The organism is Candidatus Sororendozoicomonas aggregata, assembly GCF_031528575.1.
GTDB classification, from domain to species: Bacteria; Pseudomonadota; Gammaproteobacteria; order Pseudomonadales; family Endozoicomonadaceae; genus Endonucleibacter; species Endonucleibacter aggregata.
In genome coordinates this window covers 1-24185 of sequence record NZ_JAVLSP010000060.1, presented here as the reverse complement: position 1 = coordinate 24185, position 24185 = coordinate 1, and the positions used below count along the sequence as shown (strand labels likewise).

General features: G+C 48.5%; 19 protein-coding genes. 8 read left to right on the top strand and 11 right to left on the bottom strand.

The window, feature by feature from the left end; translation table 11 throughout:
• Positions 1-407: 407 nt before the first annotated feature.
• The 3 genes from V4C51_RS11890 to udk all read right to left on the bottom strand — a co-directional run bounded on the left by V4C51_RS11890 (position 408) and on the right by udk (position 3765).
• Complete coding sequence (locus V4C51_RS11890) at positions 408-725, bottom strand: hypothetical protein (RefSeq protein ID WP_330926386.1); 318 nt, start codon at positions 723-725, stop codon at positions 408-410.
• Positions 726-1813: 1088 nt separating this feature from the next.
• The gene (locus V4C51_RS11885) at positions 1814-2878 is read right to left on the bottom strand and encodes a GMP reductase (protein WP_330926385.1); all 1065 of its coding nucleotides are present in this window, start codon (positions 2876-2878) and stop codon (positions 1814-1816) included.
• Between the two features lie 266 nt (positions 2879-3144).
• Positions 3145-3765 carry a uridine kinase gene (udk, locus tag V4C51_RS11880; RefSeq protein ID WP_330926384.1) on the bottom strand — a complete coding sequence of 207 codons (621 nt, stop codon included), beginning with the start codon at positions 3763-3765 and terminating at the stop codon, positions 3145-3147.
• 565 nt (positions 3766-4330) lie between these two features.
• Between udk and V4C51_RS11875 the strand changes: the two genes are divergently transcribed.
• The gene (locus V4C51_RS11875) at positions 4331-5398 is read left to right on the top strand and encodes a class I SAM-dependent methyltransferase (RefSeq protein ID WP_330926383.1); all 1068 of its coding nucleotides are present in this window, start codon (positions 4331-4333) and stop codon (positions 5396-5398) included.
• 99 nt (positions 5399-5497) lie between these two features.
• Here V4C51_RS11875 and V4C51_RS11870 read toward each other — a convergent pair whose 3' ends face one another.
• Together V4C51_RS11870 and V4C51_RS11865 are read right to left on the bottom strand one after the other, a co-directional pair.
• Positions 5498-6268 (bottom strand): tRNA1(Val) (adenine(37)-N6)-methyltransferase, encoded by a 771-nt coding sequence (locus tag V4C51_RS11870; protein ID WP_330926387.1) that lies wholly within the window; start codon positions 6266-6268, stop codon positions 5498-5500.
• 254 nt (positions 6269-6522) lie between these two features.
• Positions 6523-7227, bottom strand: a complete 705-nt coding sequence (locus V4C51_RS11865) for an OmpA family protein (RefSeq protein ID WP_330926382.1) — start codon at positions 7225-7227, stop codon at positions 6523-6525.
• A gap of 883 nt (positions 7228-8110) precedes the next feature.
• On the opposite strand from V4C51_RS11865, the gene V4C51_RS11860 reads away from it, so the two are divergent.
• From V4C51_RS11860 to V4C51_RS11845, 4 genes are all read left to right on the top strand, one after another.
• On the top strand, positions 8111-8899 hold the full coding sequence (locus V4C51_RS11860; protein ID WP_330926381.1) for an ABC transporter permease: 789 nt from the start codon (positions 8111-8113) through the stop codon (positions 8897-8899).
• Entirely contained in the window at positions 8896-9549 is a 654-nt protein-coding gene (locus tag V4C51_RS11855) for an ABC transporter ATP-binding protein (protein ID WP_330926380.1), read from the top strand. Before V4C51_RS11860 ends, V4C51_RS11855 begins: the two co-directional genes overlap by 4 nt.
• A gap of 91 nt (positions 9550-9640) precedes the next feature.
• Positions 9641-10912 (top strand): KpsE/RkpR family capsule polysaccharide export protein, encoded by a 1272-nt coding sequence (locus V4C51_RS11850; RefSeq protein WP_330926379.1) that lies wholly within the window; start codon positions 9641-9643, stop codon positions 10910-10912.
• A 10-nt stretch (positions 10913-10922) separates the two neighbouring features.
• A complete protein-coding gene (locus tag V4C51_RS11845; RefSeq protein ID WP_330926378.1) occupies positions 10923-12605 on the top strand; it encodes a polysaccharide biosynthesis/export family protein in 1683 nt (560 codons plus the stop codon).
• Positions 12606-13007: 402 nt separating this feature from the next.
• Here V4C51_RS11845 and V4C51_RS11840 read toward each other — a convergent pair whose 3' ends face one another.
• The 3 genes from V4C51_RS11840 to V4C51_RS11830 all read right to left on the bottom strand — a co-directional run bounded on the left by V4C51_RS11840 (position 13008) and on the right by V4C51_RS11830 (position 16591).
• Positions 13008-14090 (bottom strand): DUF4011 domain-containing protein, encoded by a 1083-nt coding sequence (locus tag V4C51_RS11840; RefSeq protein ID WP_330926377.1) that lies wholly within the window; start codon positions 14088-14090, stop codon positions 13008-13010.
• A gap of 284 nt (positions 14091-14374) precedes the next feature.
• Positions 14375-15400, bottom strand: coding sequence for a beta-propeller fold lactonase family protein (locus V4C51_RS11835; RefSeq protein WP_330926376.1), 1026 nt, complete (start codon positions 15398-15400; stop codon positions 14375-14377).
• A 153-nt stretch (positions 15401-15553) separates the two neighbouring features.
• Positions 15554-16591 carry a beta-propeller fold lactonase family protein gene (locus tag V4C51_RS11830; protein WP_330926375.1) on the bottom strand — a complete coding sequence of 346 codons (1038 nt, stop codon included), beginning with the start codon at positions 16589-16591 and terminating at the stop codon, positions 15554-15556.
• Between the two features lie 46 nt (positions 16592-16637).
• On the opposite strand from V4C51_RS11830, the gene V4C51_RS11825 reads away from it, so the two are divergent.
• Positions 16638-16808, top strand: coding sequence for a hypothetical protein (locus V4C51_RS11825; RefSeq protein ID WP_330926374.1), 171 nt, complete (start codon positions 16638-16640; stop codon positions 16806-16808).
• Between the two features lie 147 nt (positions 16809-16955).
• Here V4C51_RS11825 and V4C51_RS11820 read toward each other — a convergent pair whose 3' ends face one another.
• From V4C51_RS11820 to V4C51_RS11810, 3 genes are all read right to left on the bottom strand, one after another.
• The gene (locus tag V4C51_RS11820; protein WP_330926373.1) at positions 16956-18005 is read right to left on the bottom strand and encodes a YncE family protein; all 1050 of its coding nucleotides are present in this window, start codon (positions 18003-18005) and stop codon (positions 16956-16958) included.
• Positions 18006-18371: 366 nt separating this feature from the next.
• On the bottom strand, positions 18372-19421 hold the full coding sequence (locus V4C51_RS11815) for a YncE family protein (RefSeq protein WP_330926372.1): 1050 nt from the start codon (positions 19419-19421) through the stop codon (positions 18372-18374).
• A gap of 222 nt (positions 19422-19643) precedes the next feature.
• Positions 19644-20687, bottom strand: coding sequence for a lactonase family protein (locus V4C51_RS11810; protein ID WP_330926371.1), 1044 nt, complete (start codon positions 20685-20687; stop codon positions 19644-19646).
• Between the two features lie 913 nt (positions 20688-21600).
• Between V4C51_RS11810 and V4C51_RS11805 the strand changes: the two genes are divergently transcribed.
• Together V4C51_RS11805 and V4C51_RS11800 are read left to right on the top strand one after the other, a co-directional pair.
• Entirely contained in the window at positions 21601-22773 is a 1173-nt protein-coding gene (locus V4C51_RS11805) for a glycosyltransferase (RefSeq protein WP_330926370.1), read from the top strand.
• 20 nt (positions 22774-22793) lie between these two features.
• Complete coding sequence (locus tag V4C51_RS11800; RefSeq protein ID WP_330926369.1) at positions 22794-24071, top strand: nucleotide sugar dehydrogenase; 1278 nt, start codon at positions 22794-22796, stop codon at positions 24069-24071.
• Positions 24072-24185 lie beyond the last annotated feature (114 nt).

The following is a 24185-nucleotide window of genomic DNA, read 5'->3' as shown; positions in this document are numbered from 1 at the left end:
CGTCAAATAGCCCCACTATTATCCTCAGAAGCAGAAATTTTTATCCTCAATTTCTCGTAATCCTCGCTACGGGCGCTATTCTCGGTCAGGCTCCTAGGCTTGGAAGCGTCAACGACTATAGAATGGTAGTTGGAATAGGGGAATATGGCAGTGACTTTTTATTACATCAAGTCTGATAATCCAAAGTGATGAGATGCATAATGCAAAACTTACAGGCACCATTTTTCTCAAGAGAGAAAATATAAGAAAAAACCAAACAACAGAATCAGTTGGACGACGGCATGATATCGCCATCATTGACGTTGAAGTGGTGTCAGAAAATCATCCCGATAATAAAAATAGACGACGATTTTATCTCTACAGTTACCAATCATCAAAAAAACTTTACTATTCCAATAAATAAAGTTCTAGCCGTGCCGTAAATGGGCGACAACTGTAGGTTCCCATTTACCCATCTTCCAAAACACGTTGACATTATAGAATTTAAAATGCATACCCAGACGAATTCTAGTCTTTCCATATGCGCCACACGAACCATGGTCGCGGACCCAGGGATGGCCGGAAACCGAATAAACATTAACGCCGTTTGTCGTTAGTATGCCATGATCATGTTGGATAGCCTTAGCTATTGAATTAAAATCTTCCTGACACGAAGCTGCGAAGGCACTCGAGGCTGCCCAAAGCATCAGCGCAAGAAGGCTAAACTGAAGACGTGTTTTTTTCATACCGGACTCCGATATAAAACAATGACAGACGACGTCATGGGATTAAAATATAGCTATCGATAGTTAAGAAAGCAAAGCGGCAAGAGATAAAATAACGTGAGTTCGATGTGCTCAAACCACCATTAATCTCGTTCCCACGTTCCGAAGGTGTCGGTTAAATACGACTGTTTGTGTTTATTTCGTCATTCCTGCGAAGGCAGGAATCCATGCCAGCCGTGGCGTTTTGACGTTGCAGGGATGACGAAAGTGAAGGGGATGGCCTATTTATACCTCTTTCGCGACACCCTCGCGGAACCTGGGAGCGAGACAGCTTGAGTGACGAAAGTGGGCGACAATTGTAGATCTCCATTTACCCATCTTCCAAGACACTTTAACATTAGAATATAAATAACCCCGAAAAAAATCCTGTCTAGCGATTCCATGTGCGTCACATGACCCATCCGCACCGGTTCTGGGATGACCGGAAATCGAAATAACTTCAAACTGATTTTTCGTTAGTATGAGCTTATCATACTTGATTGTCTTGGCTATTGAATTAAAATCTTCCTGGCACGAAGCGGCGTAGGCACTTGAGGTTGCCCAAAGCATCAGCGCGAGAAGGCTAAACTGAAGAGGTGTTTTTTTCATACCGGACTCCGATATAAAACAATGACAGACGACATCACGCGCTTAAAATATAGCTATCGATAGTTAAGAAAGCAAAGCGGCAAGAGATAGAATATCAAAAATACTCTCAGTAGATTTTAAAGCGTCAATGACGAAGATGCTTGGAGCCTGTCGGACTTATGCTTTCGAGCATAAAATTCAGTAGGGCGAGTCAGAATTTTCGATCAATTTGCGCGAATAGTTGACCTGTTTAAGCAAATTAATCGGAAGTCCTGGCCGCGCTTTCTCGCGCTTTCTCGCGCTTTCTCGCGCTTTCTAGATTTTAGGCCGAAATTGTCTTAAGTCCGACAGGCTCCTTGTGCTTGAATACCGCTATAAGGTCTGTAAAAGCAGCGGGTTTGTGATGTCGTCAGTGAAGCCATCCAGGTTTGGCCTCATTCCCACGCCAAGCGTGAGATTGAGGAGTCATTCTCTGTGAATCTTTAGCTGAATATTCTGTTTTCCTGCTCTTGCACCCGGATAAATGTTGTGCGTTTGGTGAGTTCTTTCAGTGTGGCGGCACCGACATAAGTGCAGGTTGAGCGCACGCCCCCGAGAATATCTTGCACGGTTTCCGTGACTGGGCCATGGTAGGGTACTTTAACCGTTTTTCCTTCAGAGGCGCGGTAATTGGCCATCCCCCCGGAATGTTTGCCCATAGCCGTTTCAGAACTCATACCGTAGAACAGCCGGAATTTTTTGCCATTTTCTTCAACGGTTTCGCCACCGGCTTCGTCATGACCCGCAAACATGCCACCTATCATCACGAAGTCAGCGCCGCCACCGAAGGCTTTGGATACATCGCCAGCGCAGGTGCAGCCGCCATCAGACACAATTTGACCGCCAATACCGTGGGCAGCGTCGGCACACTCGACGACAGCAGACAGTTGCGGGTAGCCCACACCGGTTTTTACGCGGGTAGTACAGACAGAACCGGGGCCAATGCCTACTTTAACAATATCGGCACCTTTAAGAATAAGCTCTTCTACCATCTCACCGGTGACGACGTTACCGGCCATGATTACCTTGGATGGGTGGTGGCGACGGACTTTGGCTACATATTGGACAAAGTTTTCAGAGTACCCATTGGCGACATCAATGCAGATGAAACGAAGTTTGTTATTGATGTCCAGAATCTGATTGAGCTTGTCAAAATCGCCTTCAGAAGTGCCACAGCTGACCATGATGCGCTCTTCAATACCTTCTGGCGCACTAGCCAGAAAAGCTTTCCACTCGTCAGTCGTGTAGTGCTTGTGAATGGCAGTAAGCATCTTGTGCTCAGCCAGCGCCAGTGCCATGGAGAAGGTACCAACAGTATCCATATTGGCAGCAATGACGGGGATACCTGTCCATTGGGTCTGTGTGTGAATAAAGGAGAAAGCGCGCTCCAGGCTGACCTGGGAGCGGCTTTTCAATGTTGAGCGTTTCGGTTTAAATAGAACATCTTTAAAACCTAGCTTAATATCGGCTTCAACGCGCATAACGGTATCGTACACTCTCACAAGCATTTATTTCAGCCAGTCACAGCTAAGGCTAACCCATGGAAAAGGAAGGCTCGCTGTAATGACAAGGGGTGTACAAGCAACAGACAGGAAAGCGTGAAAACCTGAAAGCGTCTGTCAGAAAAATGCACAGAGCTAATGACGCTTATACCGGTTGATCATACTGAATTAGGGGCGGGGGGGCAACCGGGCTTTTGATTGAGCGCGCCAGGCGATGACGGGAGTGGGGTCAAAAATGTGCGCGCCACTGAAAAAGCGTGATGGTTAGATGGTTAATTGATCAAACCCTCAATTTTGGTTTTGATTAAATCAATCGCAATTCTGTTTTTGCCACCATGGGGAATAATCAGATCCGCATGCTGGCGCGATGGTTCGATAAATTGAAGATACATAGGGCGAACGGTGTCAAGGTATTGGTTGATGACCGACTCAACATCGCGGCCACGGCTGAGGGTGTCTCGCTTTATCCGGCGAATCAGGCAGATATCCAGTGGTGTGTCCATAAAGAAGCGCAGGTCAAACGTGTCGCGCAGTTGTGGGCGGGTGAATAGCAAAATACCCTCGATCAGAATCACGCGGGCCGGGTGGGCCTTGCGCGTCTTACTGGCGCGGTTATGTACGCTGTAATCATAGATTGGCACATTGACCGTCTGGCCTGCCTTTAGCGCTTGCATATGGTCAAGGAGCAGATCATGGTCCATGGATTCGGGATGGTCATAATTAGTCCGTATCCGTTGTTCCATGCTCAGGGCTGTTTGATCCTTATAATAGGCATCTTCCGAGATGACACATACATGCTCGGACTGTAGCTCTTTAATCAGCGTTTCGGCCAGCAGGCTCTTGCCAGAAGCGGAAGCCCCGGCAATGCCAACAATAATCGTCTTTTTTTTCATAGTCACTAGTGGTCCACGGCAGAGAGAATACTGGGTTATCAGCGATTTTTCACCGATCATCGCTATGCATCAGGGCTTATTTAGACAACGTAAGTCTTTTGTATGCGGCAATGCTAAAAGCCTCGGTAGTTATTGTAAATCGGTAGTTATGCTTTCTTTACGTAATGGTGTGATAAACAGGCAATCCCGGATAAAGCCTAGGAGCCTGTCGGACTTAAGACAATTTCGGCCTAAAATCCAGAAAGCGCGAGAAAGCGCGGCCAGAAGGTACATGCCTTTCAGTATCCCGGATTGTGAGTGATGACGGGCTTTTCTTCGGCAAGGGATTCGAGTATAAGGGCTAGGAGCCTGACCGAGAATAGCGCCCGTAGCGAGGATTGCGAGAAATTGAGGATAAAAATTTCTGCTTATGAGGAGAATAGCGGGGCTATTTGGCGAAAAAGCAGGAATTTTTAGACCCATTTATCGCAACCGCAGTAGGGCAGTTTATTCTCGGTCAGGCTCCTAGTCTGCGTTTTTATGTCAACAGCGCCTGGTTTTCCCTCAATGGAGTCTGCCTGCACCTATGACTACTCATGTTTTCTCTAACCCGTCTCAGCTCATACTTCGCAACAGCGAGGTGATTCAGGCCCGGCGGTTATTGGTATTGGCCCCACCCGTGGATGCCCTCGGGACAGCGCTATTAGAGCAGGGTTGTGCCAGAGAGGTTATAGGGTTGACACCTGATTATGCCGCCTACTATCGCCTGTGCCCTGTATGGGGAAGGAATGGAAGACGTCAGCGTCTGGTGTATGGGACTGATTTAACTGCCAAACAAGAAAAGCCTTTTGATGGTGTGCTTATCTTTCTGAAAAAAAGTAAACCTTTGATGGATTTTTGGCTGGATTATGTCGTGACGATACTCGCGCCTGATGCCCGTGTATGGCTGGTGGGTGAGAATAATGAAGGGATTAAGTCATGGCGTAAAAGGCTGATGCGACATTTCCCTGACGTGGTATCCCTTGATAGTGCCCGCCACTGTGGTTTGCTCGAAGCCTCCGGGCAACAGGAAGTGGTGCCTGTTTTCCAGCGGGACAGTTACTGGCAGCATTACCCAGTGCGCGCTGGTGGAAAAACGTTTAACAGTTATTCGCTCCCCGGTGTATTTAGTCATGGTCGTTTAGATAAAGGGACAGCGGTATTGCTCGAAACCTTTGGCCAGTTTTCTGCGCGGCGTATACTGGATTTTGGCTGTGGTGCCGGCATCATCAGCGCGGCGTTAGGACAGTTACAGCCAGAATCTCATTTTACCCTGGTCGACAGTGATGCTTTAGCTTTGGCGAGCAGTGAGAGAACCCTGTTTGAAAATGGCCTGAACAACGTTGAGGTATTGCCCAGCGATGGGTTGCAGGCAGTGAAAGGCACTTTTGACCTGATAGTCTCTAACCCACCTTTTCACCAAGGGGTAAAAACTCACTACGATGTCACTGAACAGTTTTTAGCTCAGTCCAAAAAGCACTTGAACCGCGGTGGAGAACTTCGCGTTGTTGCTAATAGTTTTTTACGTTATGAACCCATTATTGTGAGTACTTTTGGTGTTTGTGAAACCATGTTGACAAAGGATGGGTTTTCCGTGTATCGGGCCTGCTTTTAACAGCCTGGCCGCACTTTCTCGCACTTTCTCGCACTTTCTGGATTTTAAGCCGAAATTGTCTTAAGTCCGACAGGCTCCTATAAACGACGGGGTTTCCTGTTACGATAAAAATAGATAGTAAGGCTTCATTAATTCAGTAAATGCGGCACTGTATGTGGGGTGCTTGTCGTACAGTGCAATCATTTTTTTTATCAGGGGTTTTTCTGTGTGCTCAATCACTAAAATATGCCGGTGAGGCTGGCGCTCGCTGGATGAGCGCACGTCAATTGTTTGTGTCAGAAATAGACCGTGTTCCAGTACCTGCTGGTTAAATACACCACTAAAATTCACCGGCAGCATTACCCAGGCTTGACCATCCTGACTCAGCAGTGTCGCAATAGCATGGGCGAGGGATCGAAAGCTGAGTGTGTCAGTATGGCGTGCCTGAGCCCGTTTTTGTTCACGGGCTAAGAGACAGTTCTCAAAAAAAGGCGGATTACAGATAATTCGCTCAAACGTGGTGATTGAGGACTGTACAATGGTTTGGATCGCGCTATTGATAACCTGTAGTCGTTCTGACCACGGACTTTGGAGAAAGTTGCGGGTAGCCTGCTCACTGGCGGCGGTATCGAGTTCAACAGCCAGGATATCCGCATCACAGCGTTGAGCTACCATCAGGCTTAGTAGTCCGGTGCCGGCCCCTATATCGAGTACGTTCCCGACCTTTTCTACCGGAGTGATAGAACCCAGCAGGCAGGCATCAGTGGTGACTTTCATGGCGCAGTCACTCTGCTCAATGGTGAATTGTTTAAACTGAAAGCTGTTATGTCTATGCCGTTTCACTGAAAAACTCTGAGATGCCGTTTTAAACATCGTGTTGCTAACCCGGATATTTCATAAACTGCCCTTAGAGCCGCAAGGAGCAAGCAAGGCCAGGAGCATGTTTATGAAATATCCGGGCTAAAGCGCGCTGTCAGCAAACTCTGGCGCAAAGATAAAGGCTTTAGGCATACTGATTGAGAGGCAAAACCAGAACTGCTGCCCATGTGGCCACAGTCGTCTGAAAGTAAGAGCTTTTCTGGACAACCGCCTCTTACTTGGCAGCACCCGGTTTTGCCGGGTTTGCGTGTTGATGCGAGCAGCCCTTAATGCCCTTCAGGCTTTTCTTTTGCCAGGGTGCCGAAAATATCAGCCTTGCGGTTTTCTGCCCGGCCTTTTTCCGTGTCATTACCCTGCTGAATCACCCCACCGGCCTCATCATCTACCCGCTTGACGGAGACACCGAGGGACTCCAGGTATTTTATTACTGATTCTGCCCGGCGTTTGGACAGTGCCAGGTTATCATACCCTTTGCTTTCACCGGTGTTGTCGGTGAAACCCGCCACCGTTAAATCAAGAATGTTATTTGCTTTTGCCTTGCCAGCCAGATCCTGAAGAATGTGTTTGGCTTTGGCATCGAGTGCGTCACAGCCGGTTTTAAAATGCACAGTGCCAAGCTTTTCTGCCACAGGCACGGGGACTACCACGGGTTCAACGACCACTAACGTGTCTTTTTTGGCCGTATTGTTTGTATTGTCTGTATTGGTCGTAGCGCGAGGGGCAGGGGGTACTGTCTCATCACCCGTAAAGGCGCAAATTAACCCGCTAAGCAAGGCGCCTCCGACAGCACCGGTCAGGGCACCGGCAGTTCTATTGTTGGATCCAATAATACCACCGACACCGCCACCAATAGCTGCACCCCCGATGGCACATTTTTGCCAGCGTTTTAATCCGCCACCGGTAGAGCAACCAAATAATGTTACGCAAATAAGCAGCAAGGTGGCTACCTTTGCTTTTTGATTGAATCCCATAATGATAACTCCAGTGTGAAAAGGCAGCTCAGGCTGAGCATGCGTGTACATAAAAACATAGGGTTTGCCAGGAGCCTGTCGGACTTAAGATAATTTCGGCCTGAAATCCAGAAAGCGCGAGAAAGCGCGAGAAAGTGCGGCCAGAATTTCCGATCAATTTGCTTAAATAAGTCAACTATTCGCACAAATTGATCGAAAATTCTGACCCGCCCTACTGAATTTTATGCTCGAAAGCATAAGTCCGACAGGCTCCTAGGAGCCTGTCGGAGAATAGACTACCCTACTGCGGTTGCGATAAATGGGTCTAAAAATTCCTGCTTCTTCGTCAAATAGCCCCACTATTATCCTCAGAAGCAGAAATTTTTATCCTCAATTTCTCGTAATCCTCGCTACGGGCGCTATTCTCGGTCAGGCTCCTAGAAGCTGTTCACAAAAGGTCTTGAACAGTTTCTGAGTTCTGAGGTTCTGATGATGTTTTTGCGTTAACGGGGTCAGGTTAACCTTTTAATTCAAGACTATCGGCAGAAAGTATAGGTCAATATCGGCTAAGTAAAAGAAAGGAACGATGGACAGGTGTTGTGGTATTTGCAGGGCAGTTTCAGGTGCCTTTTTTCATTGAATAGTGCCTTGGATGCCGTTCATGAGCTTTTGTGAAAAGCAAAAAACAGGCAGTTGTTATCGGTGGTTACCGCGCATAAAAAGTGGTGAATGCTCCCGGGACTATTACGGAAAAACACGGTATCACTTTCACTCTACGGATGTTTTTTACTGTAAGTCTGGGATAAAGTGTCCTTTTATTAAAACTGGGATTACAGTTCAGTATTTTTCCACGCGCTGTTTTCCCTTACCACCTTGGTTTTTTTGGGGGGTTGATAAAACGACAATGACAACCATGCTGCAACGAACGCCCTGGCAAATACAAAAGGCGGTGCTCCACGCATTGCTTGCCCGTGAGCTGAAAACCCGCTTTGGCCAGTACCGCCTTGGTATCGTCTGGGCATTGCTGGAACCATTGATGTCCATCTCGGTGTTTATGGGGCTTTACTATTTCCGTGGGATAGCTGTGATTGGTGGGTTAGTGTTGCCGGTATTTCTGGCCACGGGTATAGCCATGTTCTTTTACTTTAGAAAAGTTATCAGCCAGTGCATGGGCGCCGTCACTGCCAACCGGAATTTGTTTATTTATCGTCAGGTACGGGTATTTGACGCCTTTGTGTGTCGATTTTTGATGGAAATGGTGATTACCTTTGTGGTGGTGGTCGTCATTATCACAGGGGCCTGGTGGCTGGGTTATCACGTCACTGTGGTGAATTCCCTGAAGTTTTTATGGGTGTTTGCGCTATTGAGTCTTTTTAGCTTTGGCTGCGGACTGGTCTTCGCGGTGTTTAATACTCTGTACCGTGAAATGGGGAAATTTATTCCCATGCTACTGCGGCCATTATTTTTTATCTCCGGTACATTTTTCTCCATTAATGACATACCTCCCTCTGTGCAGCCTTTGCTCCTGTGGAACCCTCTACTTCACGCGTTTGAGTTATTTCGCTCATGTTTCTCACCCCATTACAACACGTCACTGGTCAGTATGGATTATTTGATGGCTTGTACGTTGGTGGCTATTACCCTGGGGATGTTGGCGTATCGGGCTAACTGGCGGAAGATGCTGACAGTATGATTATTTTTGACAATGTCACCAAGTACTTCCCCACGCCCCAGGGTAAGCATTACATCTTAAAGGATGTCACCCTGAACCTGCCCGGTAATAAAAACATTGGCGTATTTGGTGCCAATGGCAGTGGTAAGTCTACCTTGATGAACCTGTTGGCGGGTGTTGATTTCCCCAATAAGGGGAGAATTCGTATTCCCGGTAATGTGTCGTGGCCCCTGGGGTTATCCGGTTATCAGGGGAGTATGACCGGACGGGAGAATGCCGAGTTTATTTGTCGGGTATACGGTAAAAGCGCTGCTGAAGTGAAGGAAAAGCTGACGTTTATCAAGGCGTTTTCAGAAATTGGTGAGGCCTTTGAAATGCCGTTAAAAACCTATTCTTCCGGTATGCGCTCCAAGTTCTCCTTTGCTGTCAGTATGGCTTTTGACTTTGACTATTACCTGATTGATGAGCTGACTTCTGTGGGCGACAGGCGCTTTAAGCAAAAGTGCAATGCCGTGTTCAATGAGAAGAAAAGCCGCGCGAACTTTTTGTTTGTTTCCCATAACCTGAATGAGCTGAAGCGACAGTGCGATATTGGCATCTTTATCAAAGACGGGAAAATACACGTCCATCATAGTATTGATGATGCTATAGCTGCTTATAACGCTGTGTGAGAAACCCACGATAGCGACAGAAAAACAGACCTTTTGATTAGCGGCTTTTTAGTGATAACAATTTTTAGCTATAGGAATAACTGGACCCATAATGATCAAGACTCAATCGGTAGCTCAGTCGCCGAAAAAAAAAGAGGCGACGCCCGAGCCGCCAGCAACGGACGCGCGCGCATCGCAAAAAATTAAACGTAACCTGCGCTTTCGGGGGGTGCCTGCCAACAGCCCCGGTTCCCGGGTAGACAGGCTCAGGCAACACCGCTGGACAAAGCTGGCCAGAAAGCACCTGCTTTACAGACAGGTGGGCCGCTGGTTTTTAGGCATGGTGGTTGCGCCCTGGCTGGTTTGCGCGGTGTACTTTATGTTTATTGCCTCCGACCGCTATGTTTCAGAAGCCAGCTTTATGGTGGAGAAAAACGACGGTAGCTCCTCTGTGTCTGGCCTCAGCCTGTTGGGCGTCATGCCTCAGATAGACAATGACCAGCGGATTGTTGAGGCATTTGTCCAGTCACCCGATATGCTGAGCTACCTGGACAGCAAGCTGAATGTCCGTGAGCATTACAGTAATGGGCCAGATTGGTTGTCCCGCTTAAGCCCTGGTGCCAGTTATGAAGACTTTCTCGCGTATTACCGTGACCACATTGAGATACTGTTTAATCAGGAAAATGGCTTGTTAACGTTGGAGGTACAGGGGTTTGAGCCAGAGTACACCCGGCAGTTAACCCAGTTGATTCTTGAGCGCAGCGAAGCCTTCGTGAACGAGATCAGCCACAAGCTGGCCAATGAGCAGCAGGGGTTTGTGCAAAAAGAAGTGAGCCTGGCTGAGCAACGTCTGCGGGATACCACGACAAAGCTGCTGGCTTTTCAAAGTGCCAATGGCCTGCTTAGCGCCACTGAGCAAGGGGCTGCCCTGAGCGGTATTATGAACGAGCTCCAGGCTGAGTTGGTGCAAAGGCAGACAGAGTTACAGACCCAGTCTTCTTATTTGAATGAGGATGCCGCGCAGATTGTCACCCTTAAGCAACGGATTGCTGCTTTGAAAAATCAGATCGAGCGTGAAAAAGCGCGTCTGACCGGTAAAGACGGTACGGCAATCAATGACCTGGTGGCCACGCAGCAATCCCTGCAACTGGATCTGGATCTGGCCACTCAGATGTACTCTGCCACGTTGGCTGCGCTGGAGACCGCGCGAACTGAAGCCAGCCGGAAGATCAAGCAGCTGGTGGTGGTGAGCAGCCCGCAGCTGGCAGAGGATGCCAAGTATCCCAGTGTCGTATACACCCTGACCAATATTCTGTTAGTACTGCTGATGGTCTTTGCCCTGGTGCGAATGATGCGCGCTACGGTTCGTGAACACCGGGATTAATACCAAAAAAATGATGTCGTATAGTCAAATGTTACAACAAATGAAGAAAGCTACCGGCCAGTTAACTGCTGCCCTGATTGTGGTTTGGAGCATGATGGTATCTGTGGCCTTTGCCCAGGACACCATACCCGAAGAAAATACTGAAAATACTGGCCCTGAGTTAGTCACAAGCGCGCAACAGCACACTGTGTTTGGTCAAAACCTGTTCAGTGGTTTCCGTGAGGCACAATTCAAGGGGTTTAACCCACAATACCGGCTGTCCATTGGTGATAAAATTACCTTACAGATGTGGGGTGCCTACGAAGTGGCCGTTAACTTGACGGTGGATGCCCAGGGCAATGTCTTTATTCCACAGGTAGGCCCGGTGCGGTTGCAGGGTGTGGCCAATAAAGATTTGAACAGTGTTATTGAGAAAAAGGTGCGCACTGTTTACCAGAACAATGTCAACCTCTATGCCAGCCTCAATGCCGCTGAGCCGGTGAAGCTGTTTGTTACGGGCTTTGTTGCTTCACCCGGTTTATACGGTGGTTTTTCATCGGACTCCATACTGGCTTTTCTGGCTAAGGCGGGGGGGATTCGTCCTGAGTCTGGCAGTTATCTCAATGTTACCCTCAAGCGCAACGGAAAAGTCCGTGCCACGTTTAATTTATACGACTTTTTGCTGACAGGTCGCATTGCTCAGGTGCAACTGGTGGATGGTGATACGTTGGTGGTGAATGCCCGCCAGAGTACAGCCGTATTTTCCGGGCTGGTGGAAAACCCGGTGCAAATCGAGTTCACCGGTAAGCGCCTTGCCCTGAAAGAGGCGCTGGATATGGTGGGCCTGATGCCGGAGGCTACCCATGTGCGCATTACCCGTAATCAGACCAAAAAGAGCAGTGTTGACTACCTGCCTTTAACGCGGATCCCTAGCATTTATCTTCAAAATGGCGATGAAGTGGCTGTCGTAGCCGATAAAATGCCCGGCACCATCAGTGTCTCCGTAGAAGGTGAGCATAATGGTCAGGCTGTGTACATTTTGCCTTACGGTAGCACGATTAAAGACCTGATGGCGCGCCTTGAGCCAACACCCAATTCCAATATGGACGCTATGCAGCTGTTCCGCGAAGCGGTCGCTAAACGCCAGAAGGCCATGTTGAATGTCTCTTTACAGCAACTGGAACAGTCTGCGCTTTCTGCCCGGAGTAAAAGTGTGGGTGAAGCCAAATTGCGACAAACTGATGCTGAAGCTATTTTACAGTTTGTGGAACGTGCCCGAAAAGTACAGCCCCGTGGTCAGGTATTACTCGGCCAAAGCAGTGCCCGTATGGATGTCATACTACAAGACAAAGACCGTATTGTAATTCCCAATAATACGGTGCTGGTTCACGTGTATGGTGAAGTCATGTTTCCTAATGCCATGGTCTTCAGCGATGGCAAAACCATCAATGATTACGTCAACAGCGCCGGTGGCTACTCCCAGAAAGCCGATCAGTCCCGTATTCTGGTGCGGCACACAGACGGCACTATGACCCGTGTTGAGCACAAAGATGGATGGTTTAGTGGCAACAGTCTGGAAAAGTACACGGTGAACCCTGGTGATGAAATTCTGGTGATGCCTCAGGCTGATGAGAAAACCATGCAGTACACCAGTGATATTATGCAGGTGGTGTATCAGGTGGCCATGAGCGCTGCCGTGGTATTAACCCTGTAACGCTGTTAAAAGGTCAAAACAACGGCTGACTTCTTTTTTTTGGGGAAGTCAGCCATGACCAAAAAATGAATGGCTAATGTGAGTCATACCAATTGACTCTTCTAACTCTGAAAAAATCTTGCTTTATAAGGCTAAGCCGAGATTTATACCGTAATTAGAAAAGCCGACTGGTATCAGAGGACACGAACATTCAACAATATCCGGTTATGATCAATCGCACTATGCTGGGAGCTGTCGGCATCAAACACCAGGGGAAAGTGTTTGTGTATATCATCTACCGTGTCGATGGGATGCTCAGTTTCGTAGGAAGCAGAACCGCTATCCAGAATCGAAAGAGTACTCCCGCCGAACTAGGCGGGAGGTGAATTTCGTCTAACATTCTGCTAATATCCTTTGTGTCGTTTAAGGCCTACCCTCGGGCAAAGGGAAAGTAAAGTCTGTGGAGTTAATGTAAGTCCCTTGTGGCTGTAACGTGGAAGCAGAAACCTGCGTAAACTCGCAAGAAAGTAACGCCCCAGTAATGGGAATCCTACAGCGACCTAGCTGGAGGAGGATGTCAACACCTTCCTTTCCTGTTGAGCTGAAGAACTCAGCAATAATGGGATGGTCTTTAATACTGGCACCAGCAGGCCAGTTTGAGGGATCAAGATCCAGATACATGGCCTGCTTGGTGAAATTCAAAAGGGTAAGGGAAATATATTTCTTAATGCGCCAGGAAGGTTGTTGATTGAGTAAGGCGTTTTGGATAGTGTCAAAATAAACAGATGGGATTGTATCTTCGTCAATCTCTGGAAGGATCAATCCAAAATCATGTTTGAGCTTTTCTTTCAAGGATAGATTGGTCAAAATACCATCGTCTTTTATCGACAAAGTGTAGCAATAAGTATTCTTCCTTCCAGTATGATTTGAACGCTCCAGTTTAACGGGGATAGTAAATAAGGGAGCCAGTCTCTTTTTGTCAGAATCCCTGCTTTCATACCATTCTAAAAAACCTATCCCCAGATACAGAATATTGGCACCGCTCTCCTCAATCGCTGTTCTGGCCTTGCTGCGCAGTTTCCCAAGTACTGCTTCCAGCTTTGACGAGTAACGTAAGGTTTGTAAAGTATTATTGCTATTGGTAGTATCAGACAATTCATAAGGGGTGTTATGGCCGAGGTGTTTTGCCCACTGCTCTGCTGTGGGGAAACCGCTAACGATTTGTTGGCCTGTTTCTGCGTCCAACTCACAATAACCCGCTTCGATTAACTTTTCTTCTGTCGGTTCTGGTATAGGCTCGAAGGTGAGTGTTTTGTCATCTATTAGCGTTTGTGCCGTATGATCTGGACAGCTTTCAATTACCCTGACACAGCTTGCTGTCGGATGCCGATAATTTAACAAGGTATTTCTACTGGTTAAATCCAATAACTTGTTGCGAACAGATTCCAGTGAATCAAAAGCAAACCCTTCTGAGTCAGCCTGAGTAACAAGGTTTTTAGCATCCATAGCGGTTTTACCGGTAAGAACAGTGTCGTATAGAAAGATAATGTTGTATCTTTACAGAATTGAAAAATGAATTGTAGTGGTCAAGTAAAAAAATACCTGATTAAGATATTTCTTTCCGACTGCTGTTGCTCAAAGTCCATTGGACTTGAAGTGGCTCTCAACAATCAAACAACCCCAGTGGTCAGTTAAGCGCTGAACCAGAGTTCGTCAGGCTCAAGTGGTTTGATTAAACCGTTCCGGGGTCAGCATATTACACCACTGTCTTATTTTTGGGGCCATTTCAGTTATGACTGGATACGGATATACCACGGAACATGTATTTTGGTGGCGCCTGTGTCCTGGCAGTTGGAAAACGCTCCCGTAGATGGATTGACCTTGCACCCGATCACATTGTCAGCCTTATTGTCGGCGATGAAAGCTCGCGTCCCGGCAGCGTTCAGCGTCATGCTGGTGGGTACATCGAGTTTATTCGCGCCTGTGTCACTGCAGTTGGAGAACATCCCCGAGGCTTGATCCACCGCGCACTGGATCACTTTGCCATGCAAGGTGCCATTGACGATAAAGGCGCGTGTTCCGTCGGGATTCAAGGCGATGCTGGAAGGCGCGTCAAGCCCCGTCGCGCCTGTGTCGCCGCAATTGGAGAGTTTCCCCGAGGTTGGCTCCACCGAACACTGGACCACCTTGTTATCGTTCAAATCGGCAATAAAAATTCGGGTTTCCGTTGGGTTGAGCGTCAGATCACAAGGCGCCTTGAGGCCTGTTACGCCGGCATCATCGCAGTTCGAGAATTCCCCCGAGGCCGGATCAATTGCGCATTCAATCACATTGTGGCTCCATGTGTTCGCCACGAAAATCCGGGTTCCCAGCAGATTCAGTGTCATACCGCTGGCCCCGTTGAGTTTTGTAGCGCTGGTATCGCTGCAGTGTGAGAATTCCCCCGAGCCTGGGTTCACTGCGCACTGGATCAATGTATTGTTTAAATAATTCACCACGAAGGCTTGGGTTCCGTCGGCATTCAGGGCTATGCTGCCAGGCGAATTGAGTTTCGTCGCGCCCGTATCGCTGCAGTTGGAGAACGTCTCCGAGGTTGGATCAATGGCGCACTGGATGACTTTGCCGTTGTTATTTAAGTCATTATTCACGATAAAGGCGCGCAAGGGCGGAGCCACTGTCTGCGTCTGTGTGGCATTTTCTTTAGCATTATTCCCGGTATTCTGAACCGGTGGGTTACCCGCCAGTGCCAGGCTCATTGACAGGTATACGACTAAGACAGTATTACACGTTATACGACAAAAATTTAATACCTTCATAGGACAACTCCTGATAAACCGGATTACTTTTTGACGCGATTGACACCAATGGCCCATGGGTGAGCGTGAACCTTGGCTACTGTCTCTGGAGCCCGGTAATGACATTCAGGTTTAATAACCATTTTGACGGTTTGATTGATAGTGGCGTGAGTATTACGGCTGGAAACGGATATACGTCGGAAGTTTTAATTGGGTGGCACCCGCATCCTGGCAATGGGAAAACGCCCCCGAGGATGGGTTGAGCGCGCACCTGGTGACTGTGTTGTTCCCATAGTTGGTGACAAAGGCCAGTGTCCCGGCGGGGTTGAAGACCACGCAGGAAGGTTTATTGAGTTTTTGCGCGCCTGTGTCGGTGCAGTTTGAGAAGGTCCCGGAGGTGGGTTCCACCGCGCACTGGATCACTTTGTTGCTGCCATAATTCGCCATAAAGGCTCGGGTTCCGGCGGCATTGAGGATTATGCTGTAAGGCGCGGTAAGTCCTGTGGCGCCCGCGTCGCTGGTGCAGTCCGACAATGCCCCTGAGGTGGGTTCCACCGTACACCGGGTCATCTTGTTAGTTAACGAGTCGACAATAAAGAGTCGGGTTCCTGCTGAATTGAGCGTCACGTCCCGAGGCTCCCTGATGTCCGGTACGTTCAGGTCGGCGCAGTTCCACCACCTCTTTCTGGCTTCGTCCACCGCGCATCGTTTCATCTTATTGTCCCACATATCGCCCATGAACATCTGGTTTCCGTTGGGAGTTAAGGCCATACCGGTAGGGGTGCTGACCCCCTGAGCATTTACGTCGCCGCATTTCGTGAGCTGCCCTGAGCTTCGGTCCACCGTGCACTGGAACACTATGCCATAGAAACTACCACTCGCCACGTAAGCCTGGGTTCCGGCGTGATTGAATGTAATTCCGTATGGCCCATGTAAACCGCGCGCGCCCGTATCAGCGCAGTTTGAGAAGGTCCCCGAGGTGGGGTCCACCGTACACTGAATCACTTTGCCACTGGCGTGCTGGGCATTACTGACGACATTGACAATGTAGGCTCGCAGTGGTCGGCTCATCGCCGGGGTTTGTGTGAAATGGTTTACGCCAGTGCTCCATGGGGTCTGGATGGGTGAGCTAGCGGCCAGAGCCAGGCTCGTTGACAGGTATACGACTAAAAAAGTATGACACATTATACGACGAATATTTAATAACTGCATGGAAAAACTCCTGATAAATCGGGCTGCTTTGATGGGATTGACACCAATGGCCCGTCGGCTAGTGCTGTTAAGCGCTAATACCCATACAGTCGTCATTCCCGCGAAGGCGGGAATCTACCAGAGAATGGACTCCCATCTTCGCAGGAGTGACCAAAGTGATGGTTGTATGTATAGTAACGCTTGTTTGCGCCAGCCTGCGTTTGTGACGACAGAATAACTCACCAAAAGCCCTGGTTACTGACTCTGAAGCCCGGTAATGGCATTCAGGTTTAATGACCAAAATGGGTGGCGCCTGATAACTTTCAGGTGGCTGGATCGACTTGCGCTGGCTCACTTTGTCAATGTCCGGGTCGGCAAGCAAGCCTCAGGCGCCGGTTGGGCTGAGTGTGATACCGCCAGGCAACAGGAGCTTGGTGGCACCCGTTTGTTTGCAGTTCGAGAACGCCCCCGTGGATGGATTGACCGCGCATGTGGCCACGTTTTCCTTCTCACCGTAATGAATGTCGACTAGCATGAAGGCTCGCGTCCCGGCGGCATTCAAGACCATACTATGAGGGTTTTTGAGACTGTTCGCGCCTGTGTCACTGCAGTGGGAGAACTTCCCCGAGGTTGGGTCCACCGTACACTGGATCACCTGGTTTTTTGAGTATGAATAATTCACCACGAAGGCTCGGGTTCCGTCGGAATTTAAGACTATGCCGTTGGGTGAAATGATCCTGGTCGCCCCTGTGCTGGCGCAGCTCGATACTTTCCCGGTGGTTGGATCGACTTTACACTGGGTAATCTTTTTACGATACCAGTCGGTAATAAAGAGTCGGGTTCCGGTTGGATTGAGCGTCAGCCCCTCAGGTGTTTTGATACCGTCCAAGCCTGCATTAGCGCAGCTTGAGAACGTCCCCGAGGTTGGGTCCACCGCGCATTGAATCACACTGTGGCCCCCGCTGTTCGTTATAAAAACCCGGGTTTCGTTGTGATTAAAGATCAAACTGCCAGGCCCGTTGAGTCCTTTGGCGTGTGTATCGCTGCAGTTCGAGAACTTCCCGGAGGTTGGGTTCACCGTGCACTGAACCGCTTTGGCTTTGGCGTGCTTCCCATAATTTACCACGAAAGCCCGAGTTCCGGCCCGATTGAGCGCGATACCAGTAGGCGATGAGAGTCCGGTCGCCCCTGCGTCACTGCAGTGCGAGAACGTCCCCGAGGTTGGATCAGCCGTGCACTGGATTATTTTGCTCGACGGCTGATCGGAGATGTAGGCCCACAGGGTCCTGGCCATCGCCGGGGTTTGTGGGGAATGGTTTGCGCCAGTGTTCCATGGGGTCTGGATGGGTGAGCTAGCGGCCAGAGCCAGGCTCGTTGACAGGTATACGACTAAAAAAGTATGACACATTATACGACGAATATTTAATAACTGCATGGAACAACTCCTGACAAACTGGGTTGCTTTTTGACGCGATTGAACCCCATGGCCCGTCGGCTAGTGCTGTTAAGCGCTAATACCCATACAGTCGTCATTCCCGCGAAGGCGGGAATCTACCAGAAAATGGACTCCCATCTTCGCAGGAGTGACCAAAGTGATGGTTGTATGTATAGTAGCGCTTGTTTGCGCCAGCCTGCGTTTGTGACGAAAGAATAACTCACCAAAAGCCCTGGTTACTGACTCTGAAGCCCGGTAATGGCATTCAGGTTTAATGACCAAAATGGGTGGCGCCTGATAACTTTCAGGTGGCTGGATCGACTTGCGCTGGTTCACTTTGTTAATGTCCGGGTCGGCAAGAAAGCGTCAGGCGTTGGTTGGACTGAGTGTGACACTGCCAGGCAACAGGATCTTGGTGGCACCTGTTTGTTTGCAGTGCGAGAACGCCCCTGTGGATGGATTGACCGCGCATGTGGCCACGTTTGCCCTCTCACCTTCATCATCAATGTTGACGAGTATGAAGGCTCGCGTCCCGGCGGCATTCAAGACCATACCATGAGGTCTGTTGAGATTGTTCGCGCCTGTGTCACTGCAGTGGGAGAACTTCCCCGAGGTTGGGTCCACCGTACACTGGATCACCTGGTTGTTTGACTTTGAATAATTCACCACGAAGGCTCGGGTTCCGTCGGGATTTAAGATTATGTGGTTAGGTGAAATGAGCCTGGTCGCCCCTGTTCTGGCGCAGCTTGATAATTTCCCGGTGGTTGGATCGACTTTACACTGGATAACCTTTTTAGCATACCAGTCGGCAATAAAGAGTCGGGTTCCGGTTGCATTGAGCGTCAGGCCAGCAGGTGTTTTGAGACCGCCTACGCCTGCATTAACGCAGCTTGAGAACATCCCCGAAGTTGGGTCCACTGTGCATTGAGTGACATTGTGGCCGCCGATGTTCGTTATGAAAGCCCGGGTTTCGTTGTGATTAAAGATCAAACTGTCAGGCCCGTTGAGTCCTTTGGCGTGTGTATCGCTGCAGTTCGAGAACGTCCCGGAGGTTGGATTCACCGTGCACTGGATTGCTTCGGCTTTGGCGTGCCCATAATTTATCACGAACGCACGAGTTCCGGCCCGATTGAACGTTACACCAGAAGGCGTTGAGAGTCCGGTCGCCCCTGCGTCAATGCAGTGCGAGAACGTCCCCGAGGTTGGATTAACCGTGCACTGGATCACTTTGCTTGACGGTTGATCGGGGATGTAGGCCCACAGGGTCTTGGCCATTGCCGGGGGTTGTGGGGAATGGTTTGCACCAGTGTTCCATGGGGTCTGGACTGGAGGACTACCGGCCAGTGCCAGGCTCGTTGACAGGGATGTTATTAAGGCGGCATGACACATTATACGACGAATATTTAATAACTGCATGGGACAACTCCTGATAAACCGGGTTGCTTTGATGGGATTGAGACCAATGGCCCATCGGTGAGTGTAAGCCTGTGGCTACTGTCTCTGAAGCCTGGTAATGGAAAAATGCCTTCGAGAATGGATTGGCTGCGCGCCTGTGTCAGTACAACCCGATAATTTCCAGCGGTTGGTTCTCGACTTGTACTGGATCACTTTGTTACTTTCCGGGTCACCAAGCAAACGTCAGGCGCCGGTTGGACTGAGTGTGATACCGCCAGGCCACAAAATCTTGGTGGCACCTACCTCCTGGCAGTTTGAGAAGGCCCCGGTAGATGGGTTGACCGCGCACGTGGCTACGACTCCCTTACCGGATTTAGTTTCGGTTAGCGTGAAAGCCCGCGTCCCGGCGGCATTCAAGACAATGCCATGGGCGCTTCTGAGATTGTTCGCGCCAGTGTTGCCGCACTGAGAGAATTTCCCCGAGGTTGGGTCCACCGTACACTGGATCACCTGGTTGTTTGACTTTGAATAATTCACCATGAAGGCTCGGGTTCCGTTGGGGTTTAAGGCTATGCCGTAAGGTTTATTGACTTCGGTCGCTCCAGTGCCCGCGCAGTTTGATAATTTCCCGGTGGTTGGATCGACTTTGCACTGGGTCACCTTGTTAGTTTGCCAGTCGGCAATAAAGAGTTGGGTTCCTTTAGGATTGAGCGTCAGGCTATCAGGTTTTTTGAGGTCCTTTACGCCTGCGTCAACGCAGTTTGAGAACGCCCCCGAGGTTGGGTCCACTGCGCATCGAGTGATATTGTGGCCCCGGATGTTCACTATGAAAGCCCAGGTTCCGTTGTGATTCAAGGTCACGCTGCCAGGCCCGCTGAGTCCCGTGGCGTGGGTATCGCCGCAGTTTGAGAACTTCCCGGAGGTTGGATTCACCGTGCACTGGATCGCTTCGGCTTTGGCGTGCCAATAATTTAGCACGAAAGCACGAGTTCCAGCCCGATTGAACACGACACCAGAAGGCGTTGAGAGTCCGGTCGCACCCGAGTCACTGCAGTTTGAGAACATCCCCGAGGTTGGATCCACCGAGCACTGGATTATTTTGCTCGACGGCTGATCGGAGAGATAGGCCCACAGGGGCCTGGCCATTGCCGGGGTTTGTGGGGAGTGGTTTGCGCCGCTGTTCCATGGACTGTGGATCGGAGGACTGCCGGCCAGTGCCAGGCTGGTTGACAGGGAGGCTATTAAGGCGGTATGACACATTATGCGACGAATCTGTACTACTTGCATGGGGCAACTCCTGATAAACTGGGCTGCTTTTTAATGCGATTAAGGCCGATGGCCCGTCCATCAGTTTAAACCTATGGTTTGGAAAACGCTAATCAAAAGTCTGAACTATCGCCCCTGATAACGTAGGCGTGCTGAGGGCCATAGACAGGATTTTTCCCGCTCGTTTCGCCAGGGTCGACGCACTGAAGCAGGCGATTCTTGTCTTCAGCACGCACCTCTGCCGTCATTTCGCCTTACTCTGATGTCCAGTTTGTCATACCTGTTATGGCATTTGGCCAGGGGCAATAGAGGTAAGGTTTAGCGCATTTTCTCTATTAATTATACGACAATATAAAAGTGATTATTTTTTACACAAATGTAAGGATAGATGTTTGTTGTATTCTTTATTCTGTTGATATATATCAGTTTTATTAAATTTTATACGTCTAATTACTTTTATTTTTACGCATTTATACTTTTTTTGTTGTGTTTTTATGTTATGTTGGTACGCAAATTTTCTGACAAACTTGGATATTTTACGGCCAGCCTGGTTGCCGATCAGTGTCTAACTGCGTAATGGCTGGTGGTGGATTGTTGGGTTTTTCACTGACGCTGTTTCAATAAGTGCGATGTCTTCTGGCTAAATATAAGTAGAAAGACTTGATTTGGAGGGCGGTAGCGTTCTTTAACCTTTACCGGGTAGCGCAGGCGTTCCAAAGAAAACAGGGACTTAGATCTGGAACCCTCATATGACACGACGTGACCCCGTGGATAAAAGAATGGGTGAACTTGCGCTGGCATTTGCCGGATGCCTGGTCGTTAGGCACTGGACGTATGGTGTCAGGGAGTTACCTTAAAAAAAGTACTGGGGTCCGACAGGCTCCTGGATTCTGTTTAAATTTTTGTCCCCTTCACAAGCCGGAGATCTTACTCATTGGATCAACACTCAGCCTCTAATAGCGGTCCTGGAACAGCTCTGCTGCCAGTAGCCCTGAAAAGTGATAGTCATTCTGTTTATCTTTGCAGGATCAACATAAGCAACACCGCGCAATACACAGCATTAAAACTGATTGGTCAGGATATTCAGAAAACCGTTTTTGTAAACCGTGATATAAAAAAAGATGGCGAAATCAGTACTGTCTTTTTCACTTACGAAAACCCGGCAGAAATATTTTTTGAACTAAAAAGCAACGGCGGCAAAGGGATTAAACCTGAATTACTGGTTGATGCCTTTGATATAGAAAAGGTTGGAAGCACCCTTAAACCAGTGGCACTGACCACAAACGACACGACTATCAGTGCTGCAATCGCCACCTATCCAGCAAGAAAAACGGCTCTGTTGGAATGTATTCGATCACTGGTTAGCCAGGTGGATTACCTGTTTATTTACTTAAATGAATACCAGGACGTGCCAGTAGAAATAAAAAATCACCCGTTGAAGAATAAAATCATCTGCATTGTGGATGAAGAGGGAGGGCGCCGGGCTGAAGGTAAATTTCATTGGATGAAAAGAGTCAATGGTTACTACCTCACTTGTGATGATGACATTGTTTATCCTCCTGATTATGTGACAAAAACGATCAATGCTATAGAAGCACGGCAAAGGCAGTGTGTCGTTGGTTATCATGGTATTGTCTTTAAAGACGCCGTTGCCAGTTTTAAGGCAGATCGAAAAGCTTTTTATAAATTTACAGAAATACTCACTACTGATCAGCCTTGTCACTTGTTAGGGACAGGTGTATCAGGCTTTCATACCCAGCTTTTTAAAGGCGTGAATACACAACTACTGGGAGAATACCCTTTTGCTGTTGACCCTGCATTTGCCGTAATATGTAAAGCGAAAAAAATTCCACAGCGTTGTTTGGCTCATGAAGGTGACTGGCTGAAATCTTCTCCCCATATGCTTTATGGACTGCATGAGGAAAAGCAAATACTCAAAGACAAAAAACGAGCCGTTGATCGATTATTACTGGACAACAATCCATGGGGTAAAGGCATTTTGACAAATATTGTGGCCATCATGAAGAGAAATCCGAAAATACGAAAACTGATTAATAGCCCCAAGCAATTTTTTAAAGATGCCCAACTGTTGGGATTTTATCGATAACCTATAAGAAGAAGTGACTTATGTTTGACTATAATGACACTAAAATCGCTGTTATTGGCCTTGGCTATGTTGGATTACCACTGGCGGTGGAGTTTGGAAAAAAAATAGCCACGACTGGTTTTGATATCAATAAAAAACGCATTAATGAACTGAAAGAATTTGTTGATCATACCCTGGAAGTAACCACAGAAGAGCTGAGTGGTTCGAAGCATCTGAAAGTAACCAGTACCCTTGCGGATATTCGTGATTGTAATGTCTATATTGTCACTGTCCCTACACCGGTTACTGAATATAAGACGCCGGATATGACACTGGTTAAAGCCGCAAGCCGTATGCTGGGTGAAGTGGTTCAAAAAGGCGATATTATCATCTACGAAAGCACTGTTTATCCGGGTGCCACCGAAGAAGATGCCATTCCTGAAATTGAAGCGGTATCGGGTCTTACGTTTAACGAAGACTTTTTTGCCGGTTACAGTCCCGAGCGCATCAACCCGGGCGACAAAGTTAATACAGTGACGACCATTCAGAAAATAACGTCAGGTTCAATACCGGAAGTAGCCGACTTTGTTGATGGCCTTTATAAACTGATCATCACCGCCGGTACCCATAAAGCGTCTTCCATCAAAGTAGCAGAAGCGGCTAAAGTCATTGAAAATACTCAGCGGGATGTAAATATAGCCCTGATTAATGAGCTGGCACTGATTTTCGATCGCCTTGGGATTGATACCAAAGACGTTATTGAAGCTGCTGGAACTAAGTGGAATTTTATCAAAATGCAACCGGGTCTCGTGGGTGGACACTGCATTGGTGTGGACCCTTATTATCTTGCCCATAAAGCCGAACAGAAAGGTTACTACCCACAGATGATTCTCTCTGGTCGTCGGATCAATGAAGGCATGTCTGCCTATGTCGCCAGTAAAGTGATTCGCCTGATGAACGGTAAACGTATTCATGTCATTGGCTCTCGCATTCTGGTATTGGGTTACACCTTCAAAGAAAATTGTCCTGACGTGAGAAACACGCAGGTGGAAAAACTGGTCACAGAGCTCGAAGCCCACAATGCTGAAGTGGATGTTTATGACCCATGGGCTAATTCGAAGGAGTGCTGGGAAGAGTACGGTCGTGATATTGTCAGCAGACCCGATACCAATGCCTATGATGCGGTAATTTTTGCTGTGGGCCATGACCGTTTTGTCAAGAACTACGACAAAAAAGTTGCGCGGTTTGCCAAGACCGAACGGGTTATTTTTGATGTTAAAGGCGTCTTGCCAGTCCATCAGATTGATGGTCGTCTTTAAGACGGCTTCATTCTAATATACACACCCCTAGGAGCCTGACCGAGAATAGACTGCCCTACTGCGGTTGCGATAAATTGGTCTAAAAATTCCTGCTTCTTCATCAAATAGCCCCAC

Coding starts and splice junctions, on each gene's coding strand:
- V4C51_RS11840 (WP_330926377.1), bottom strand. CDS start 14,090: ATGGATGCTAAAAACCTTGTTACTCAGGCTGACTCAGAAGGGTTTGCT.
- udk (WP_330926384.1), bottom strand. CDS start 3,765: ATGAAAAAAAAGACGATTATTGTTGGCATTGCCGGGGCTTCCGCTTCT.
- V4C51_RS11835 (WP_330926376.1), bottom strand. CDS start 15,400: ATGAAGGTATTAAATTTTTGTCGTATAACGTGTAATACTGTCTTAGTC.
- V4C51_RS11855 (WP_330926380.1), top strand. CDS start 8,896: ATGATTATTTTTGACAATGTCACCAAGTACTTCCCCACGCCCCAGGGT.
- V4C51_RS11850 (WP_330926379.1), top strand. CDS start 9,641: ATGATCAAGACTCAATCGGTAGCTCAGTCGCCGAAAAAAAAAGAGGCG.
- V4C51_RS11825 (WP_330926374.1), top strand. CDS start 16,638: ATGGCCCGTCGGCTAGTGCTGTTAAGCGCTAATACCCATACAGTCGTC.
- V4C51_RS11810 (WP_330926371.1), bottom strand. CDS start 20,687: ATGCAAGTAGTACAGATTCGTCGCATAATGTGTCATACCGCCTTAATA.
- V4C51_RS11885 (WP_330926385.1), bottom strand. CDS start 2,878: ATGCTTGTGAGAGTGTACGATACCGTTATGCGCGTTGAAGCCGATATT.
- V4C51_RS11830 (WP_330926375.1), bottom strand. CDS start 16,591: ATGCAGTTATTAAATATTCGTCGTATAATGTGTCATACTTTTTTAGTC.
- V4C51_RS11875 (WP_330926383.1), top strand. CDS start 4,331: ATGACTACTCATGTTTTCTCTAACCCGTCTCAGCTCATACTTCGCAAC.
- V4C51_RS11860 (WP_330926381.1), top strand. CDS start 8,111: ATGACAACCATGCTGCAACGAACGCCCTGGCAAATACAAAAGGCGGTG.
- V4C51_RS11845 (WP_330926378.1), top strand. CDS start 10,923: ATGATGTCGTATAGTCAAATGTTACAACAAATGAAGAAAGCTACCGGC.
- V4C51_RS11820 (WP_330926373.1), bottom strand. CDS start 18,005: ATGCAGTTATTAAATATTCGTCGTATAATGTGTCATACTTTTTTAGTC.
- V4C51_RS11815 (WP_330926372.1), bottom strand. CDS start 19,421: ATGCAGTTATTAAATATTCGTCGTATAATGTGTCATGCCGCCTTAATA.
- V4C51_RS11800 (WP_330926369.1), top strand. CDS start 22,794: ATGTTTGACTATAATGACACTAAAATCGCTGTTATTGGCCTTGGCTAT.
- V4C51_RS11890 (WP_330926386.1), bottom strand. CDS start 725: ATGAAAAAAACACGTCTTCAGTTTAGCCTTCTTGCGCTGATGCTTTGG.
- V4C51_RS11865 (WP_330926382.1), bottom strand. CDS start 7,227: ATGGGATTCAATCAAAAAGCAAAGGTAGCCACCTTGCTGCTTATTTGC.